General features: G+C 25.0%; 17 protein-coding genes and 1 rRNA gene. 8 read left to right on the top strand and 10 right to left on the bottom strand.

The annotated features are described in order from the left end of the window. On the bottom strand, positions 1-1,542 hold a 1,542-nt coding region (locus AMO08_RS01825), incomplete at its 3' end, for an ATP-binding cassette domain-containing protein (RefSeq protein WP_075484599.1). A gap of 62 nt (positions 1,543-1,604) precedes the next feature. Between AMO08_RS01825 and AMO08_RS01820 the strand changes: the two genes are divergently transcribed. After that, on the top strand, positions 1,605-2,879 hold the full coding sequence (locus AMO08_RS01820; protein WP_075484597.1) for a nucleotide sugar dehydrogenase: 1,275 nt from the start codon (positions 1,605-1,607) through the stop codon (positions 2,877-2,879). A gap of 31 nt (positions 2,880-2,910) precedes the next feature. Here the strand turns inward: AMO08_RS01820 and AMO08_RS01815 are convergent, their stop codons facing one another. Beyond that, complete coding sequence (locus AMO08_RS01815) at positions 2,911-3,885, bottom strand: hypothetical protein (protein WP_075484595.1); 975 nt, start codon at positions 3,883-3,885, stop codon at positions 2,911-2,913. Positions 3,886-3,930: 45 nt separating this feature from the next. Here AMO08_RS01815 and AMO08_RS01810 point away from each other — a divergent pair, with 45 nt between their 5' ends. Then, positions 3,931-5,124 (top strand): HAD-IIIA family hydrolase, encoded by a 1,194-nt coding sequence (locus tag AMO08_RS01810; RefSeq protein ID WP_075484593.1) that lies wholly within the window; start codon positions 3,931-3,933, stop codon positions 5,122-5,124. Here AMO08_RS01810 and AMO08_RS01805 read toward each other — a convergent pair. The 7 genes from AMO08_RS01805 to AMO08_RS01775 are packed head-to-tail and all read right to left on the bottom strand — an operon-like array spanning position 5,121 to position 10,741. Beyond that, the gene (locus tag AMO08_RS01805) at positions 5,121-6,122 is read right to left on the bottom strand and encodes a GHMP family kinase ATP-binding protein (protein WP_075484591.1); all 1,002 of its coding nucleotides are present in this window, start codon (positions 6,120-6,122) and stop codon (positions 5,121-5,123) included. The two genes, AMO08_RS01810 and AMO08_RS01805, sit on opposite strands and share 4 nt — an antisense overlap. After that, positions 6,119-7,072, bottom strand: coding sequence for an NAD-dependent epimerase/dehydratase family protein (locus tag AMO08_RS01800; RefSeq protein WP_075484589.1), 954 nt, complete (start codon positions 7,070-7,072; stop codon positions 6,119-6,121). The genes AMO08_RS01805 and AMO08_RS01800 overlap by 4 nt, the downstream gene beginning before the upstream one ends. A 10-nt stretch (positions 7,073-7,082) precedes the next feature. After that, positions 7,083-7,598, bottom strand: coding sequence for a dTDP-4-dehydrorhamnose 3,5-epimerase family protein (locus AMO08_RS01795; RefSeq protein WP_075484588.1), 516 nt, complete (start codon positions 7,596-7,598; stop codon positions 7,083-7,085). Further along, on the bottom strand, positions 7,599-8,588 hold the full coding sequence (locus tag AMO08_RS01790; protein WP_075484586.1) for an NAD-dependent epimerase/dehydratase family protein: 990 nt from the start codon (positions 8,586-8,588) through the stop codon (positions 7,599-7,601). It lies immediately after the preceding gene. 12 nt (positions 8,589-8,600) lie between these two features. Continuing rightward, a complete protein-coding gene (locus AMO08_RS01785; RefSeq protein ID WP_075484612.1) occupies positions 8,601-9,137 on the bottom strand; it encodes a hypothetical protein in 537 nt (178 codons plus the stop codon). After that, positions 9,137-9,724, bottom strand: a complete 588-nt coding sequence (locus AMO08_RS01780; protein ID WP_075484584.1) for a thiamine pyrophosphate-dependent enzyme — start codon at positions 9,722-9,724, stop codon at positions 9,137-9,139. Before AMO08_RS01780 ends, AMO08_RS01785 begins: the two co-directional genes overlap by 1 nt. A gap of 6 nt (positions 9,725-9,730) precedes the next feature. After that, the gene (locus AMO08_RS01775) at positions 9,731-10,741 is read right to left on the bottom strand and encodes a GDP-mannose 4,6-dehydratase (RefSeq protein WP_075484582.1); all 1,011 of its coding nucleotides are present in this window, start codon (positions 10,739-10,741) and stop codon (positions 9,731-9,733) included. Between the two features lie 86 nt (positions 10,742-10,827). Between AMO08_RS01775 and AMO08_RS01770 the strand changes: the two genes are divergently transcribed. Genes AMO08_RS01770 through AMO08_RS01745 form a run of 6 tightly spaced genes read left to right on the top strand, consistent with a single transcriptional unit; the run spans position 10,828 to position 16,819 of the window. Further along, complete coding sequence (locus AMO08_RS01770) at positions 10,828-11,754, top strand: class I SAM-dependent methyltransferase (RefSeq protein ID WP_075484580.1); 927 nt, start codon at positions 10,828-10,830, stop codon at positions 11,752-11,754. Between the two features lie 2 nt (positions 11,755-11,756). Next, positions 11,757-12,545, top strand: coding sequence for an SDR family NAD(P)-dependent oxidoreductase (locus AMO08_RS01765; RefSeq protein ID WP_075484578.1), 789 nt, complete (start codon positions 11,757-11,759; stop codon positions 12,543-12,545). Between the two features lie 26 nt (positions 12,546-12,571). Next, positions 12,572-13,444 (top strand): glycosyltransferase family 2 protein, encoded by an 873-nt coding sequence (locus tag AMO08_RS01760; protein ID WP_143323788.1) that lies wholly within the window; start codon positions 12,572-12,574, stop codon positions 13,442-13,444. A 40-nt stretch (positions 13,445-13,484) separates the two neighbouring features. Continuing rightward, on the top strand, positions 13,485-15,158 hold the full coding sequence (locus tag AMO08_RS01755) for a thiamine pyrophosphate-binding protein (protein ID WP_075484574.1): 1,674 nt from the start codon (positions 13,485-13,487) through the stop codon (positions 15,156-15,158). After that, positions 15,142-15,915, top strand: a complete 774-nt coding sequence (locus tag AMO08_RS01750; RefSeq protein WP_075484572.1) for a 1-deoxy-D-xylulose-5-phosphate synthase N-terminal domain-containing protein — start codon at positions 15,142-15,144, stop codon at positions 15,913-15,915. Before AMO08_RS01755 ends, AMO08_RS01750 begins: the two co-directional genes overlap by 17 nt. Beyond that, a complete protein-coding gene (locus tag AMO08_RS01745) occupies positions 15,908-16,819 on the top strand; it encodes a transketolase C-terminal domain-containing protein (RefSeq protein WP_075484570.1) in 912 nt (303 codons plus the stop codon). Before AMO08_RS01750 ends, AMO08_RS01745 begins: the two co-directional genes overlap by 8 nt. A gap of 43 nt (positions 16,820-16,862) precedes the next feature. On the opposite strand, the gene AMO08_RS01740 is transcribed toward AMO08_RS01745, so the two are convergent. Further along, positions 16,863-16,934: ribosomal RNA gene (locus tag AMO08_RS01740) — 23S ribosomal RNA — on the bottom strand; the annotation flags it as partial.

The raw sequence follows: 16,934 nt of genomic DNA, 5'->3' as shown, positions 1-16,934 counted from the left end.
TGTATCAAGTGCACTTGTAGGTTCATCCAATACTAGTATTTCTGAATTTTTATATAAAGCTCTAGCAATACCAATTCTTTGTTTTTGGCCACCAGAGACAAGAGAGCCATATTCTCCTAGATTAGTATTTTCTTTATTTGTCATTTCTTCGATAGTTTGGGTAAGATTAGATAGCTTTATTACTTTAGAAAATTTATCAGGGTCAAAGGTTTGATCACCAAGTACAATATTTTTTTTCAAGGTATCTTCTATTAAAAATATATTTTGAGAAACATAACCCACTAGATCATAGTAAGACTCTTTATCATATTTAATATTTTTAGAATTATATGTTATTTCTCCAATTGTAGGATCTAGAAGTCCACAAATTAAATTTAAAAATGTTGATTTACCACTTCCACTTTCTCCATAAATACCAATTAATTTTCCAGAGTTAAGTTCTAAATTCACTCTACTTAAAATATTTTTTTCTTGTCTGTAGCCAAATGAGACATTGTTTAATTTTATAGAACCTTTTTCATAAATAATTTTTTTAGTTTCTGTTTTTTTATTTATTTTATTATTTGATATTTCAGAGTGAATAATATCTATAGAAGAGTAATGATATTTAATTGAATTTAATGAATGATAAATTCTATTTGCTGAGGGCAAAAGTCTAAATAAAGCTATAACAAATATACCACTCATTGATAAAATTTCTTTTTTTTCATAATTAAGAAAAAAAAATGAATAATACAAAAGCAAAAAAATGAACAACAAAGATATTAACTCAATTATCGCTTTAGGCAGATCAGTAAAAAATGTCAAAATAAACATGCTTTGAGAAGATTTTTCTGTATTTGAATAAAAATTTTTTTTAAAAAAATTTTCAAGTTTTCCAATTTTAATTTCATTAATTATGTAAAAACTTTTTTGTAAATCATCTATTTTTCTTGAGTCTGAATCTGTTTTTTTTTTACCCAAACTTTGAATTCTAATTATATAAGTTTTATAAAATATAAAATAAAATATAAAAATTAACAAAGTCATTAGAAGAGTTTCTTGAAAATAACTAAAGGATAAAAAAAGGAAGATTCCCAAAATAATAAATACCTCTGCTAAAAAATATATTAAAGGATCAATTGTTCGATAAGCAAATTTTTCTACTTCAAGTATAATATTTGATATTAATTTTGAAGAATTCGTGTTTATAAAAAAATTAAAATCCCTCTTTAAATAATTAGAAAAAACTTTTTTTGAAATATCATTATTTACACTTTGAACTAATTTATTTCGCACATAAGACAAGCAAACATATACAAAACTTCTAAGTGTAAAAATTATAAAAAAAGTTATCAATAAAAATTTAAAACTACTTCCATCTAAAAAAGTAAATATATTTGATATTTTATTATTTACATTTGTATCATTAAAATAATTCAGAATTTCTTGTAAAAGAGAAAAAATTAACAATTCAAAAAAAGTTAAGGATAATAAAAATCCAAGAGAAAAAAATAACAGATATTTGTGTTTTCTAGAAAATAAAGTAAAAATTTTGAACATATTAATTTTTAGTAAAATATTTTATATACATAACAAAATTTTTCATTAAAAAACTATAAATTATGAATAAAGTATTATGCATAGGTTTGGGGAAACTAGGATTAATTTTTTCTTTTATTTTGGCAAGTAAAAATAATTTTGTGTATGGCTATGATATTGATAAAAAAATAAAAAGAAATATAGACAAAAACATAAAAAATGCTGAACCAAAATTAAATAGTTTAATTAAAAAAAATTATAATAAATTTAAATTTGAAGAAGATTTTAAAACATCTGTTTCGAATACTACATGTAGTTTTGTTATTGTACCAACACCATCAAAAAAAAATAAAGAATTTGATAATAAATATATTTACAATTCATTAAATGAAATAGGAAAATATCTAAAAAATAAAAAGAAATATATCATCAATATCACATCTACAGTAAATCCAGGCTCATGTGATAAATTTATAAAGCATTTAGAAAATAAATTTAATTTAGTTCACGGAAAAGAGTTTATAATTACATATAATCCTCATCTGATTGCTTTAGGATCAATCTATAATGATGTTTTAAATAGTGATGTTGTCTTAATTGGAAGTAAATTAAAATATGGACACAATTTTTTAAGAAAAATTTATGCACCTCTTTATAAAAAAAAAATTTCGAAACTAAAATTTTTAAACCTTGAAGAGGCTGAAATTTCTAAAATAGCAATCAATACCTTTATCACTATGAAAATATCTTTCACGAATACAATTTCGCAAATTTCTGATAAAATAAAAAATATTAATTCATCTAATATTTTAGATGCAGTTGGACACGATACAAGAATAGGAAAAAAATATCTTTCACTAGGAGCTTTATTTTCGGGACCATGTTTTCCACGTGATAATTTGAACTTTTCAAAATATCTTAGCGATAAAAAGCTTAATAGTAGTTTGCCTAAAGCAATTGATAACGTAAATGATGTTCAATTAAAAAGATATATAAAAGCTTTTAACAAATTTAATAAGTTAAAAAAACCAACGGTTGGAATTTGTGGTTTGTCCTATAAACAAAATACTAATATTACGACTCGTTCACCAGGAATTCTTCTTTATAATTATTTTAAAAAAAAATATAAGACAGTTGCTTATGATGAATATAAGCCTGATATAAAAATTACTAATTTAGAAAAAAATTTAAATAATTTTGGAAAAAAATGTGATGTTATATTTGTATGCTATCAAAATAGTAAATTTAAAAAATTAGAAAAAATAAAATATTCGAAAAAAGTTTTGATTATAGATTTATGGAAATTTTTAAATTTTAAAAATAAAAAAGTAATTTTAAAAACTATTGGTATAAGTTAATTTTAAATAATATTCATATTTAAAAAAAATTTTATAAGGAATTTATTATTTTTTGAACAAATTCAATTTCTTTTTTTAAATCAGGTTTTTTAAGAATTAAAGGTTCTTTTACAAATTTTTTTAAAAAATTATCATCTTTTAAATAATTAATAATTTCAGAAAAATTTTCATTCTGATAATCTATCAAATTAATAAATGCGTTCTTATTAAATTCATAATCAATATTTTTATCTGCCCAAGTTACAGGTAAACTTCCTGACAAAAATGCATCACTAACATCGCTACTATATAAACCAGGTGTTGAAAATGTATGAGGGCATAAATTAAACATATAATTTTTTAAAATATCCTTTTTCTTAATAATTCCGGAATTGTGACTAACACTTTTTTTATCAAAGTAAGGCCCATAACCGTCAACTGTAAAATTATTTTTGAAAACTTCATATATTTGTTTTCTTGGATACATCATGTGTGAAGTGAAAATACAAAATTTTCTATTCTTAGTTAAAAAAGAGTTACCAAACTCTTGCATCATTCTTTTTGTATCGTAAGCTTCTCCATAACGATGTATCACATTGTCAGAATTATCATTAAAGTAAATATCGTACTCTGGCCAATTTGCACAATTTTTCCAATAAGGTATTCTAAAATGATTATTGTCATTAATGCCTAATAAATTTGTAAAATAAAAATCTGCTTTAATATCTTTAAATCTAATTGAATTTTCAAATGATAAGAAAATTTCTAAAGAGTTTTTTTTTTTATTTTTTGAAAAATTCAGTATCCTTGGATCAAAATATTGAGATGGATATATTTTTTTTTTTAATTTATTAGCGATTTTTTCATAAAAATTGTAATAAGGTCCATAGAAAATTAAATCTGCACTTGAAAAATTTGAAAATTTAATTGAATTTTTTGATAATTTTTCAAAAAGTTTGTAAAGAAGAGTTCCTTTTAAATTTTCCTCATTAATGCCTCCTCCAACTGCAACTTTTAATATTCTCATACTCATTTGATAACATACATTATAATTTTTCTGTTATAAAGATTTATGAAGAAAATAGACCTTGTAATACTAGCTGGTGGTTTAGGATCCAGGTTAGGTTCTTTTACTCAAAAAAAACCCAAACCCTTAATTAAAATTAATAATAAAACTTTTCTTGAAATACTAATAAGAAGTTTTGCAAAATATAATTTTGAAAATATTTATATTTTAGCTGGATACAAAGGTAATTTAATTTACAAATTTTTTCATAACCAGACTTATAACTTTATCAAAGTTAAATGTTTTATTGAAAAGAAAAAATTGGGAACTTGGGGTGCAGTAAAAAATATAAAAAAATTCATTAAAAATGATTTTATACTAAGTAATGGGGATTCAATTATTGATACAAATTTTCATGATCTAATATTTAAGAAAACAAATAAAAATACTGATATAGACATGATTTTAATTAAAAACTTAAATTATAAGTCTAATTTAACTTTAAATGGATTAAAATTAATAAAGTCTAAAATTTATCTCTCACAAAAATCAAAATTAATGAATGGTGGTGTTTATTTTATTAAGAGAAAACTTCTAAATAATATAAATTTTAAATTTTCAAATTCTATTGAAAATGATGTTCTACCCAATTTAATTAAAAATAAAAAAGTAGGTGGAATTATAACTAACAATTTTTTTTTAGATATAGGTACACCTAAAAATTTAATATTCGCAAAAGAAAAACTTTCAAAACTTTTAAAGAAACCAGCAATTTTCTTAGATAGAGACGGTGTAATAAATTATGATAGCGGTTACACATATAAATGGAAAAATTTTAAATTTAAACAATTTGTTTTAAAAGGTCTTTCGTATTTAAATAAAAAAAATTATTTAATTTTTTTTATTACTAACCAAGCTGGCATAGCCAAAGGTTACTTTAAAGAAGATGATTTTTTTTTATTACATAAAAAAATAAAAGAGTACCTGTCGAAAAAAAAAATATACATCAATGACGTCAAATATTGTCCATTTCACCCTAATGCAATTATTAAAAAATATAAAAAAAAATCACTTTTTAGAAAACCAGGAAATCTTATGATCAAACAGGTAATAAAAGAGTGGGACATTGATCTTAAAAAAAGTTTAATGATAGGTGATAAAATGAGTGACAAAATTGCTGCTGAAAAAAGTAAGTTAAATTATAAATTTGATGAAAATAACTTGTATAAACAGATAAAAGATTTTACAAATAAAAATTAATTTATTCTCCAATCATACAACAACTTCGTTCCTTCTTTGTCAATTTTGAATTGTAAATATTTTTTTTTAGAAAAAATTTTTTTAAATTTTGTTATTTTTTCATCTGGAACAACAAACAATAAAAAACCTCCGCCACCAGCACCTAATAACTTTGCTCCATATGAACCACTTGAAATTCCTAAATCATATAATTCTTCAATTGATTTATTAGTTATTCCTTCAGCTAATTTTTTTTTTCTATCCCACTGAGAAGACATAAGTTCACCAAATAACTTTAAATCTAAATTTTTGGATTGAAATAATTTTGATGCCTCTAGCGTGGATTTATAGATTTCACCTAAATGTATGTCATTTTTAGAAGAGATTGTTTTTTTTGATAAATTATTTGTTATATTTTTTGAAAATCTTTGCAATCCTGTATAAACGATAAAAAAATTATTTTCGATTTGATGAGTAATTTGATTATTTATATTTAAAACTTTTGATTTAAATTCCTTATTTTTTAAAAATTCAGTTAATCTTAACCCTCCGTAAGAGCAAATAATTTGATCTTGATAACCAACTTTTTCTTTAATTAAATTTCTTTCTAAATGAATAGCCTGCTTTGCAAGAGATTTTTTATCAAATTTTTTTAATTTCAAATTATTTAAAGCATTTAAAAGACCAACTGCAAACGCAGAACTTCCCCCCAAGCCTGACATGCCAGGAAGATCTGCGTGGTGAACTAATTCAATCTTATCATTTTGAAACTTAAGATAATTAAGAGACTCCCTTACAACCGGATTTCTAATGCTCTTAATTATTTTTACTTTTTGTTCATCAAAGAATCTGATTCTATAATTATATTTAAAATATGGTGGCAAATACCTAGCGGTGACATGACAATATTTATTAATTGCTAGAGAAATAACTTGACCTTTATTTTTACTAAACCATTCAGGATAATCTGTTCCTCCGCCAAATAAAGATATTCTGAAAGGTGTTCTTGTAATTATCATAAATTATTATTTTTTTTATACCAATTCACAGTATTCTTGAGACCTTGTCTAATTGGTGTGGTAACACTAAATTTATACTTCTTTTTAATTTTTGATATATCTATCAATCTTTTTGGTATCATTGATGGTTTTGATTTATCATAAAAAATTTTTCTGTCTTTCTTGTTTTCAATATTTAGTAACAAATGAATAATTTCTTTAATTGTAATTGATTTTCCACTTGCAATATTAAGAATTTCTGATTTTTTTGAATTTTTTATAATTTTCACAAGTGCATCACAAAAATCTTGAATATATAAAAAATCTTTAAGATCTTTTCCATCACCCCATACCTCAATTAATTTTTTTTTAGAGGTTAATTTTCTAATCAATGAAGGAATTACTTTAGATTTTTGAGGATCAAATTTATCATGTGGCCCGTATAAATTACCAGGTCTCACAATAATTGTTGTCATCTTTTTTTTAATTTTGTTTGAGTAAATATCGCAAACAATTTCGGAAAACCTCTTCATCCATCCTACAATGTGATATTTCTCAAAAAAATCGAATTTAGCATCTTTTTCCCTCATCGCGCGATTACTCAAAGGATAAACTGTGTTACTGCTTATAAATATAAATTTTTTTACAAGTCTTTGATGTGCTGCTTCAAGCATATTTAAATTCATCCTTATATTTGGTGTTAAATGAACTAGCGGGGTTTTTTCCATTATTGCAGCTCCCGAAGAGTTTGCTGCACACATTACAACAATATCAATTCCTTTTGTTATTTTAATACATTGTTTTGGGTTTTCTAAATTAACTTTAAAATACTTTACTCCTTTTACTTTAAAAAAATTTTTTGATTTATAATATGTAGATATTATTTCGTATTTTTTAGTTTTATCTAATGTTTTAATTAAATTAATTCCTATAAAGCCTGATCCTCCAGTAATAAGTATTTTTTTTTTCATTTAAGTTGTTCTATTTGTCTCTTAATGATAAAATTGGATTTTTATTTTTCCATTTAAACCCATATGACGGATCATTCCATTTAATTGTGAATTGAGATTCTCTGTCATATTGAGTATTTTGTTTGTAATGAAAGATAGCAAAATCACTTAAAACCAAATGACCATTTCCAAATTTTGGAGGAATTAATATTTGATTTCTGTTTTCAGAGGATAAATCAAAACTTTCCCATTTTTTAAATTGATCAGAAGCTGGATCATTATTTACAACAATTAATTGAAAACTACCGTATAAACAGCTTACGAATTTAGATGTTTTTTTATCTCCATGAAGACCTCTGAGCACATTTTTGTGAGATATTGAAATATCGTCTTGTAAAAAATCGATTTCTATTTTGTTTTCAGTCATAAACTCTTTATTGTAAGTCTCTGTGTAAGACCCTCTATGATCTTGAAAAGTTGAGGGAATTATTTTTTTAACTCCTTTTAGAGAGGTCTCTTCTATTTTCCAATCAGAATATGATTTCATTTATTTAAAATAATTATGTCTTTTTTTAGTTTGTGAGCTATTGTTAATGTACCATGACCATGTCTCTTCTAGACCTTTTTTTAAGGAATATTTTGGGTTGAAGCCTAAAATTTTTTTAGCATTATCTATATTCATAATACGTCTTGGAAAACCAGAGTCTTTACTTGTATCAAATTTATAATTAAATTTGTGAATTTCGCAAAGTGTTTCCACAAGCTTTTTTATAGAGTAACCATTTCCACTACCAAGGTTTAAAAAATCAAATTTTCCAGTTCCTTTTATAAGAGTCAAAATAATACCATCAGCTACGTCCTCTGCGTAAGCAAAATCTCTTATAGCCGAACCGTCTCCCCAAATAACAACAGGATCTTCTTTTTTAAAAATCCTGTTCATAAGAGTAGGTATAACCATTGCGTTTTCTGGGTCAAAATTGTCTCCGGGTCCATATACATTACAGGGTCTTACTGCAAAAAAATTATTTAAATTATATTGTTTTTTGTAAGCGAGGATTTGCATTTCCGCCATTCTTTTGGCCCAACCCGGGTACATATCCATCGGAGGTTTACTATTATCCTCTTCATCTTCTATAAAAATTTCTCTACTAGAATAAGCGCCTATAGAACTAGTATAAACTAATCTTTTGACCTTATTTAATCTACATGCCTCTAAAAAGTTTGTATTCATCATGATTAAGGGCACAAAAAAACTTGATGGTTTTTCAATTGTAACTTTTACTGATCCTTTAACACCTGAAATGTGAAATGCAAAATCTATATTTTTTGAAATTTTTTTACAAAATTCAAAATCGGTAAGATCACCTTTGATATATATTGCCTTATTGTTTAATTTTAATTCATCTAACGAAACAACTGTAACATCAGCATTGAGTTCGCATAATTTATTTACAACAAATCTTCCAATTAATCCTGTTCCACCTGTAACTAAAACTTTTTTGTTTTCAAAAAAATTTACATGGTCTTTTAAATTCATATATTTTTAATATTATTTATCATTATAAAAATCACCGTGCTCAATAAAAAGATAAGAATAGCAATTTTTATCATCATAAGCTTTTTTAAATGAGGTAAATATATTTTCTGATTTATTTAAAAATATCACTTTTACTTCATTTAACATCTGTTTAATTTCTTTTGTATAATCTTGCGTGTGCTGTGGTCCACCATCAAGAGGATTTTTTGATCCTATAGAAGTTCTAATTATTACCTTTGGCCTCATTTCACCTCTAGACATCTGTCTAATTTTATCCAAATGATTTACAAGCTGATTCATAGCACAAATTAAAAAATCAAATCTAGGAAAACAAGTGATCACAACATGGCCATTTAATGCCATTCCAATTGACATCCCCATTTGAACATCTTCAAAAACTGGTAATTCAACTTTTTTTTTAGCAGGTACACCAACCAAGGTATTATAAATGGCATTGCCAGAATAGGAAACTGATTGTCCTAAAAAAATGGTATCCTTTTTTTTTCCCAAATAAGACATCGATTTAACTAGTTCACTTTTATATTTCATTAGAATAAAACCCATCCTCCAGTACCATGGTGTGGATACTTTCTTTTGTACTTATAATAAAATACATTTTTTGGTGTCTTACTTTTTTTTCCCCAAACCTTATCGGTAGGACTATTTGTGCTCATATTATTATCTTCAACAACAAATTTAATTGGTAATTTCATATTTTTAGAAAATTTATAACACTCGTGAAAAACTCCTGTTTCAAAAGTCATATCGCCAATAAAAACCCAAACTTTAGTTTTTTGTTTTTTCAACTTAATTGATTTGGCTACACCTAATGCTATAGGAAGAATTCCTCCCACAATTGCGGAAGAATAAAATTTATGTTTTATACTATTTATACCCATGCTCCTTCCTTTTATTATTTCCTTTTTAAGCCACTCCTTTGGTATACCTTTGAGAAGTGCATGGTAGTGGTTTCTCCATGTTGAAAAAACCCAGTCATTTTTTTTTATTTTTTTAAATATTTTGATTAAATGTTCTTCATTGTTTCCAGACAGATGAATAGGTGCCCGTATTTTTCCAGACTCATAAATCTTTTTTATTTCTTCTTCAAAATTTATTAATTGATTTTTATTAAACATAAAAAATTATCTATCTAAAAAATTTTTTGACTTAACTCTTTTTCTCCAATAATTAAGCAAATCTTGCATTGTCTGTTTAAATGTTATTTTTGGCCTCCAACCAGTTGCTTTATAAAACTTAGTTGTATCTGGTATTTGTAAATCAGCATCAATTGGTCTTAATCTAGCCCGATCAGTAATAATTTTAATTTTTTTTGATGTAGATAAAGAGATTAAATACTTCAACATTTCGCCAACTGTGCATGAATAATTTCCTCCAATATTATATACTTCTCCTGGTTTAGGATTTTTTGTTAAAAGTAAGTAATAGGCGTTTACTGCATCTCTTACATCAGCAAAAGTTCTCAAAGATTTTAAATTTCCAACTTTTACAACTGGTTTGATTTTTTTTGCTTCAATCATTGCAATTTGTTTTGCAAATGAAGATTCAGCAAAAACATCTCCCCTTCTTGGTCCTGTATGTGTAAACATTCTTGTGGTTAATACTTTTAAATTGAAAGCTTCAAAAAAATATTTTCCAACCATATCTGTACCAACTTTTGAAATTGCGTAAGGAGATGCTGGATGATAATTGCAATTTTCATTAATTGGCAAATTTTCTTTTTTTACTTTACCAAAAACTTCTGATGAAGAACATACATGTATAAAAGGGTTTAGTTTTAAAAATTTTATTGCGTTAAGTAAATTATATGTTCCTATAAAATTAGTATTAAATGTAGAGTTAGCTTCTTCAAAACTTGATTTGGGAAAACTTTGTGCAGCTAAGTGAAAAACATAATTAGGTTTTGATTTTTTTAAAGCATATATCAAAGAACTATAATCATTTAAATCTGCACTAATAAATTTTATCCTTGAATTTTTTTTATTAGCCCAATGCAAAAGATGCTCTATATTATCTAGAGGGCTTCTCCACCTACATAATCCATAAATTTCCCAGTTAGTTTTCCTTAAAATTAAATCAGTCAAGTGAGATCCTACCATTCCAGTTATTCCTGTAATAAGAACCCTTTTTTTCATAATTGGCAGAATTTATTAATAGTTGTATTAAATATATTGTATATGATCTTTTTAAAATTAATCAAACTTATTAAAACTTATTTTTAATGAATATAAATAGTAGCATTTTAGCAAAACTATTCAAAACAAATATAACTGAAGTTAATAAATATTGTAAAACAAAAATAAAGAAACAATTAAAATTTAACTACCTTAATGAAAAAGAAAATAACGATCTTATTATAAAAGTTTTAAGTAAAATATTTGAAGATAAACAAATTATTGCTTCCCGGGGCAGAAAGAATAAATGGTTTCAAGGTTGGAATGAAACACTAAATATTTATAGAAAAGATAAAAATGTAAACTCGTTATTTCCTAAATTTTATACTGCAAGAGAAAATAGGTATTTTAGATTGGGTGGGAAATTTATAAAAGTAAAAAATTCAAATTTTGAAATTAAAATGTTGGATATTTACAGAAACTGGTATTTTAAAAAATATTTTTCAAAAGTTGACAATATTTATGAATTTGGTGCTGGTACTGGACATAATTTGGTTGAGCTTTCAAAAATTTATCCAAAAAAAAAATTATTTGGATCAGATTTTGTTTTATCCTCTATTAAAATTTTAAAATTAATATCAAAGAGAAAAAGAATTAATTTACAATCATTTCGTTTTGATATGATGAACCCAAATAAAAAAATTAAGCTCTTAAATAATTCTGCTATTTATACTTCAGGGGCTATTGAACAATTATCTGGAAAAATAGATAAATTTATTAAATATGTTATTTCTCAAAAACCTAAAATAATTGTACATGTAGAGCCTTGTGCAGATTTTTATGATAATAAAAATCTAGCAGATTATTTAGGTAAAATTTTTCAGTCAAAAAGAAAATATACTTCCAATCTTCTTTTTAAATTAAAAAAGTTAGAGAAAAAAAACGTTATTAAAATAATAAAAACGTGTAAAAGTCCATTTGGAAGTTTAATGATGGAAGGATATAACCTTATAGTTTGGAAAATTAATAAATAAATATGAATTTATCTTTTAAAAAAAAAAACGTTTTCATATCAGGTGCAACACATGGAATTGGATTGGACTGTCTACTAAATTTTGCAAAATTAGGTGCTAACGTAATAACTTTTTCCAGAGATCAAAAAAAAATAAATAATCTTAAAAAAAAATTAAACAAAACAACGAGTAAATATTTGATTAAGCAAGGTGATATTCTCGATGATGATTTTATTCATAATTTTTCAAAGGAAGTATTAAATAAATATAAAAAAATTGATATCTTAATTCACAACGTTGGTGGAGGTGGTAGATGGGGGAAAGATAACTTTTTAAAAACTAAATTAAATGTTTGGGATGAAGTTTATAAAAAAAATAATAGTGGTTTAATTATTTTTACAAAATATTTTTTACCTACTATGATAAAAAATAATTGGGGAAGAGTAATAGCTATAGGTTCAGTGTGTGGGATAGAAAGTAGAGTTGAGGATAGGTCTTGGTTTACAGCGGCAAAAAGTGCACAGCATGGAATCATTAAATCTTTTTCAAAAAAACATCAATTTACAAAAAAAAATATAACATTTAATTCTATATCGCCTGGGCCCATCTTTATAAAAAATACTGGGTGGGAATTTGAGAAAAGAAAAAATCCAAAAAAATTTAAGAAGAAAATTGAAAATCTGATTCCAACAAAACATATTGGTAAACCTGAAGATATTTCGCCTCTATGCTTATTTTTAAGTTCTGATCATGCCAAATACATAAATGGAAGTAATTTTATAATCGACGGCGGAACAAGTAATGCTATTTGACCAAAAAAAAAATAAGAAACATTAAAATGGCAGATATAAATGATAATAAAAACTCTATCTCAATAATAATTCCATCTAATCAACCAGAAACTTGGGAACGAGTAATAAACTCTTATAGATCCAAAAAAGTTGATATTGAAATTTTATTTATTGGTCCAAAAAATTGTAAATCTAAATTGCCTGAGAATGTAAGATTTATAAACTCAAATTTTAAAGTGTCTCAATGTTTGGAAATTGGACTAAAGTATTCAAAAAATTACTATATTTTTCAAAGTGCTGACGATGCTTTTCTTGAGGGTTCAGAAGATCCATTGCTGGATATGATTATTTTTGCAAATTCCAATCCTCAAAACCTTACCTGTTTAAATTATTCAATTAATGGAGAAAAAGTATCATCAAATGAGATGAATTTAATCTCTAATAATCCAAAAACGAAAGTCCCTGTAGCAGGATTAATCTCAAGAGAAATGATAAAAAAGGTAGGCAGCTACAATAAAAAGTATATTGGGTCTTATGCTGATGTTGATTTATATTTAAGAATCAATAATGCTGGTTATAAATTTTTGTGGAGCAATATTACCTTGAATGAGTTTAGAGAAAAAGTATCAAATAAAATGCTTAGTTTTAGATTTTTAGGGCACGATATAAAGTATTTAAAACACAATTGGGTCAAATTTGATAGTATTAATAATGAATACTCAATAAGAGATGAAAGTTTAGAAAAATTTGAGGCTTTTGATTTATCGTCGATTGAAAAATTAGAGCAAGGTAGTGGGACATCATTTATATTTAAATTAAAATTATTTGTTTACTTGATGAATTTTGGTGTATTTAGATATAGTGTTTTAATTTTTTATAAACTCTACAGAAAATTCATATTAAGATCAAAATTTTATTAATTGAATGTATAATTTAAATTATAATATATAATAAATTGAAATGATTGTTTCAGACGTAATTGCCAAAAGTTTAAAAAAAGAGGGTATAAAAGATATATTTATGCTCACAGGATATGGGGCAATGTATCTAAACGACTCAATAGAAAAAGAAGGTATTAAATATATTGCCGCAAGAAATGAAGCTGCTGCACCCATGATGGCTGAGGCCTATGCAAAAGCTAAGAATTCAGTTGGCGCGGTATGTGTTACTGCAGGTCCGGGTGCTACAAACGCATTGCCAGGTTTAGCTGAAGCATATGTTGATAGTACTCCAATTGTAGTAATTTCTGGACAAGTAGAAAACATCAATACGGCTGATTATTATAAAAAATTAAATATTAGAACATTGGGAACAGCTGAGTTTAGTATTACTAGAATACTTAAAAATATAACGAAATACTCAGTAAAATTGACTGACCCAAATAAATCTCAATATGAAATTGAAAAAGCAATACATATTTCTAAAACTGGAAGACCGGGACCTGTATGGATTGAAATACCTTTAGATATTCAGTCCAAAAAAGTAATTAAAAATAAACTCAAGAAATTTAAGCCCAAATATAAACAAAAAAATTATATAAAATTATATAAAAAAATATATTTTAAATTATTAAATTCAAAAAAACCATTATTTGCAATAGGAAATGGACTAAAACAATCTGGGTCTAAAGACATTTTTAATAAAATACAAAAAAAATTAAATATACCATATATAACAACTAGGTTTGCTAACGATATTTTTCCTCATAAAAATAAACTAAATTTAGGTCTATGTGGCATTAAAGGTCTTCCACACACAAAAAAAATTACTGAAAAATGTGACTTATTAATTGGATTAGGCTGCAGATTTGCTCCTACTTTTTGTATGGGAAACCCAAAAAATTTTGCAAAAAAAGCTTACACCATTTCAATCAATAACGATCAGAATGAACTCAATCTAAATTTAAAGAAAATTGATTTAAAAATTAATGGATCTTTATTTGAATTTTTAAGTGGTTTTTACAATTATATTAAAAAAACAAAAAAAATAAATTTTAAAAAATGGGAAAATGAATGTCTTTTTGAAAAAAAAAACAATTATATTCCAAATATTTACTCAAAAAAAGAACCAATAGATCTATATAAATTCATGTATGAACTGGATGATTTGTCTCCTTCAAATAGTATTCTAATTACAGATGCAGGTTCAAATTATTACATTGGAGGACAGGCTTGGAATTTTAATAAAGGTCAAATCGAAATTTCATCCTCAGCTAATGCTGCAATGGGTCTTTCTTTGCCTTTATCTATAGGTGCCTCAGTTGCTAAAAAAAATAATGTAGTATTATCTGTTACTGGAGATGGCTCAATAGAATTAAACATCCAGGAATTAAAAACTATTTCTCACTACAAATTGAATATTAAAACCTTTGTAATAAATAATGGAGGTTATGTTTCAATGAAAAAATGGCAGGGTAACTTTTTTGATGGAAATATTTTGGACTCAGAGGACCAAACAGGCGTTGGAACTTTAAATTTTAAGAAAATTGCAAATGCTTTTGATTTAAATTATCTTAGTATAAAAAAAATCTCTGATATTAAAAAAATAATTAAAAAAATTCTTAAAAATAAAAAACCATATTTAATTGAAGTATTTACTGATCCTAATCAAAAAATTTATGGTAAAGAATTTTAAGAAAATATCTAATAAAATTAAATGGGAATTTCTTGATTTAGTCGAAAAAGGCTTCAAGTATCACTTAGGTGGGACTGCATCTTGTCTCGATCTAATGACAGTATTATTTTATGGTGGATACATAAATCTTTCAAAAAAGAATAGATCTATATTTCTTTTAAGCAAAGGTCATGCTCTAGGCGCCTTTTATTCAATATTAATAAATCAAAAACTTGTTTCAAAACAAAAATTAATTAATTTAAAAAAAAGAGCAGAAATTGGAGGTCAGCTTGATATTTTTAAATTACCAAAATTTATTGATACAAACACTGGCTCGTTAGGTCATGCTATTGGAGTAGGAATAGGGCATGCTTTAGCAAATACAAAAAGGAAAGTTTGGATAATTATTGGTGATGCTGAAATTGATGAAGGGTCAGTTTGGGAAGCTCTTTTTTATATTTCAGAAAAAAAAATAAATAATTTAATAATAATAATAGATAGAAATAAGATTTCCGCATCAGTTAAAATAGACAAAAAAGAAGTTTTTGATTCAAAATTTTTAGAAAATCTCAATTTGAATGTATTTTATATTAATGGTCACAAGTACAAAGAAATTAAAAATTGTTATGATAAAGCAATAAAACTAAAAAAATCATCGATTATAATTGCAGATACAATAAAAGGTAAGGGCTTGGGTATTGCAGAAAATAATCTTCGATATAGTCATCAAAATTTGCCTAAAAATGAAGTCAAAAGAGTAAAACAAATATATGAATAAATTATCAGATATAAGAGATATTTTTTTCGAAAATATTAAAAAAAAATTTTTAACAAATAAAAATTATTTTATTCTAACAAATGATGCAGACGTTTTTTCTTTAAAATCATTAAGAAAAAACAGAAGATTTATTGATGCTGGGGTAGCTGAGCAAAATCTTATTAATATTGCATCAGGTTTAGCAAAAAATAACAAGAAACCAATTGTTTATGGGTTTTGTACATTTTTAACTTTTAGATGCTACGAACAGTTGAGATTTAGTATTGCTAGTAATTCTCTAGATGTGAAAATTATTGGTGTTGGTCCTGGATTTTCTTTTTCCTACGATGGTCCAACACATCACGGAACACAAGATTTATATCTAATGTATTTAATTCCAGAATTCGAAATCATTAATATCAGTGATAATAATCTCGCTCATTTAATCTCAAAAAATATCAATAAAATTAAGGGACCCACATATATTAGAATAGATAAAGGGATAATGAATTTTAATGAAAATATAAAATATAATATCAAGCAAGGTTTTGCGTTAACCTTCAAAGCAAAAATTAAAAAAAATATTATAATATCGACTGGTTATTTTTGCAAAATAGCTAATGAAGTTGCAATTAAAAGAAAAGATGTTTCTGTAATAAATTTATTCAGACTTAAAAAATTTGATAAAATAAGTTTTATTAAAGAATTAAAAAAATATAAAAAAATAATTCTATTTGATGAAAGTTCAAAATTTGGAGGTATAACTCCAATTATTTTAAATATGATAAATGATTTTAGTCTAAAAATTAAAATTGACATAATGGCATCCAAAGATGAACAAATTTTTAGATATTCGAATACTAGAGATGAATTTTTAAAAATGTTAAAATTAAATGAGAAAAATCTACAAAAACTTTTACTTTAAGTTTTAAAAATATCTATAATTTAAAAAAATTTTTTTCAGTGCATAAATCAAGCCAATTGAGCTATTAGTACTGGTCAGCTGCACGCATTACTGCGCTTCCACATCCAGCCTATCA

The organism is Candidatus Pelagibacter communis (genome assembly GCF_001180205.1).
In the GTDB taxonomy this organism is placed as follows: Bacteria; Pseudomonadota; Alphaproteobacteria; order Pelagibacterales; family Pelagibacteraceae; genus Pelagibacter; species Pelagibacter ubique_O.
This window is presented reverse-complemented; position numbering and strand designations above follow the sequence as displayed.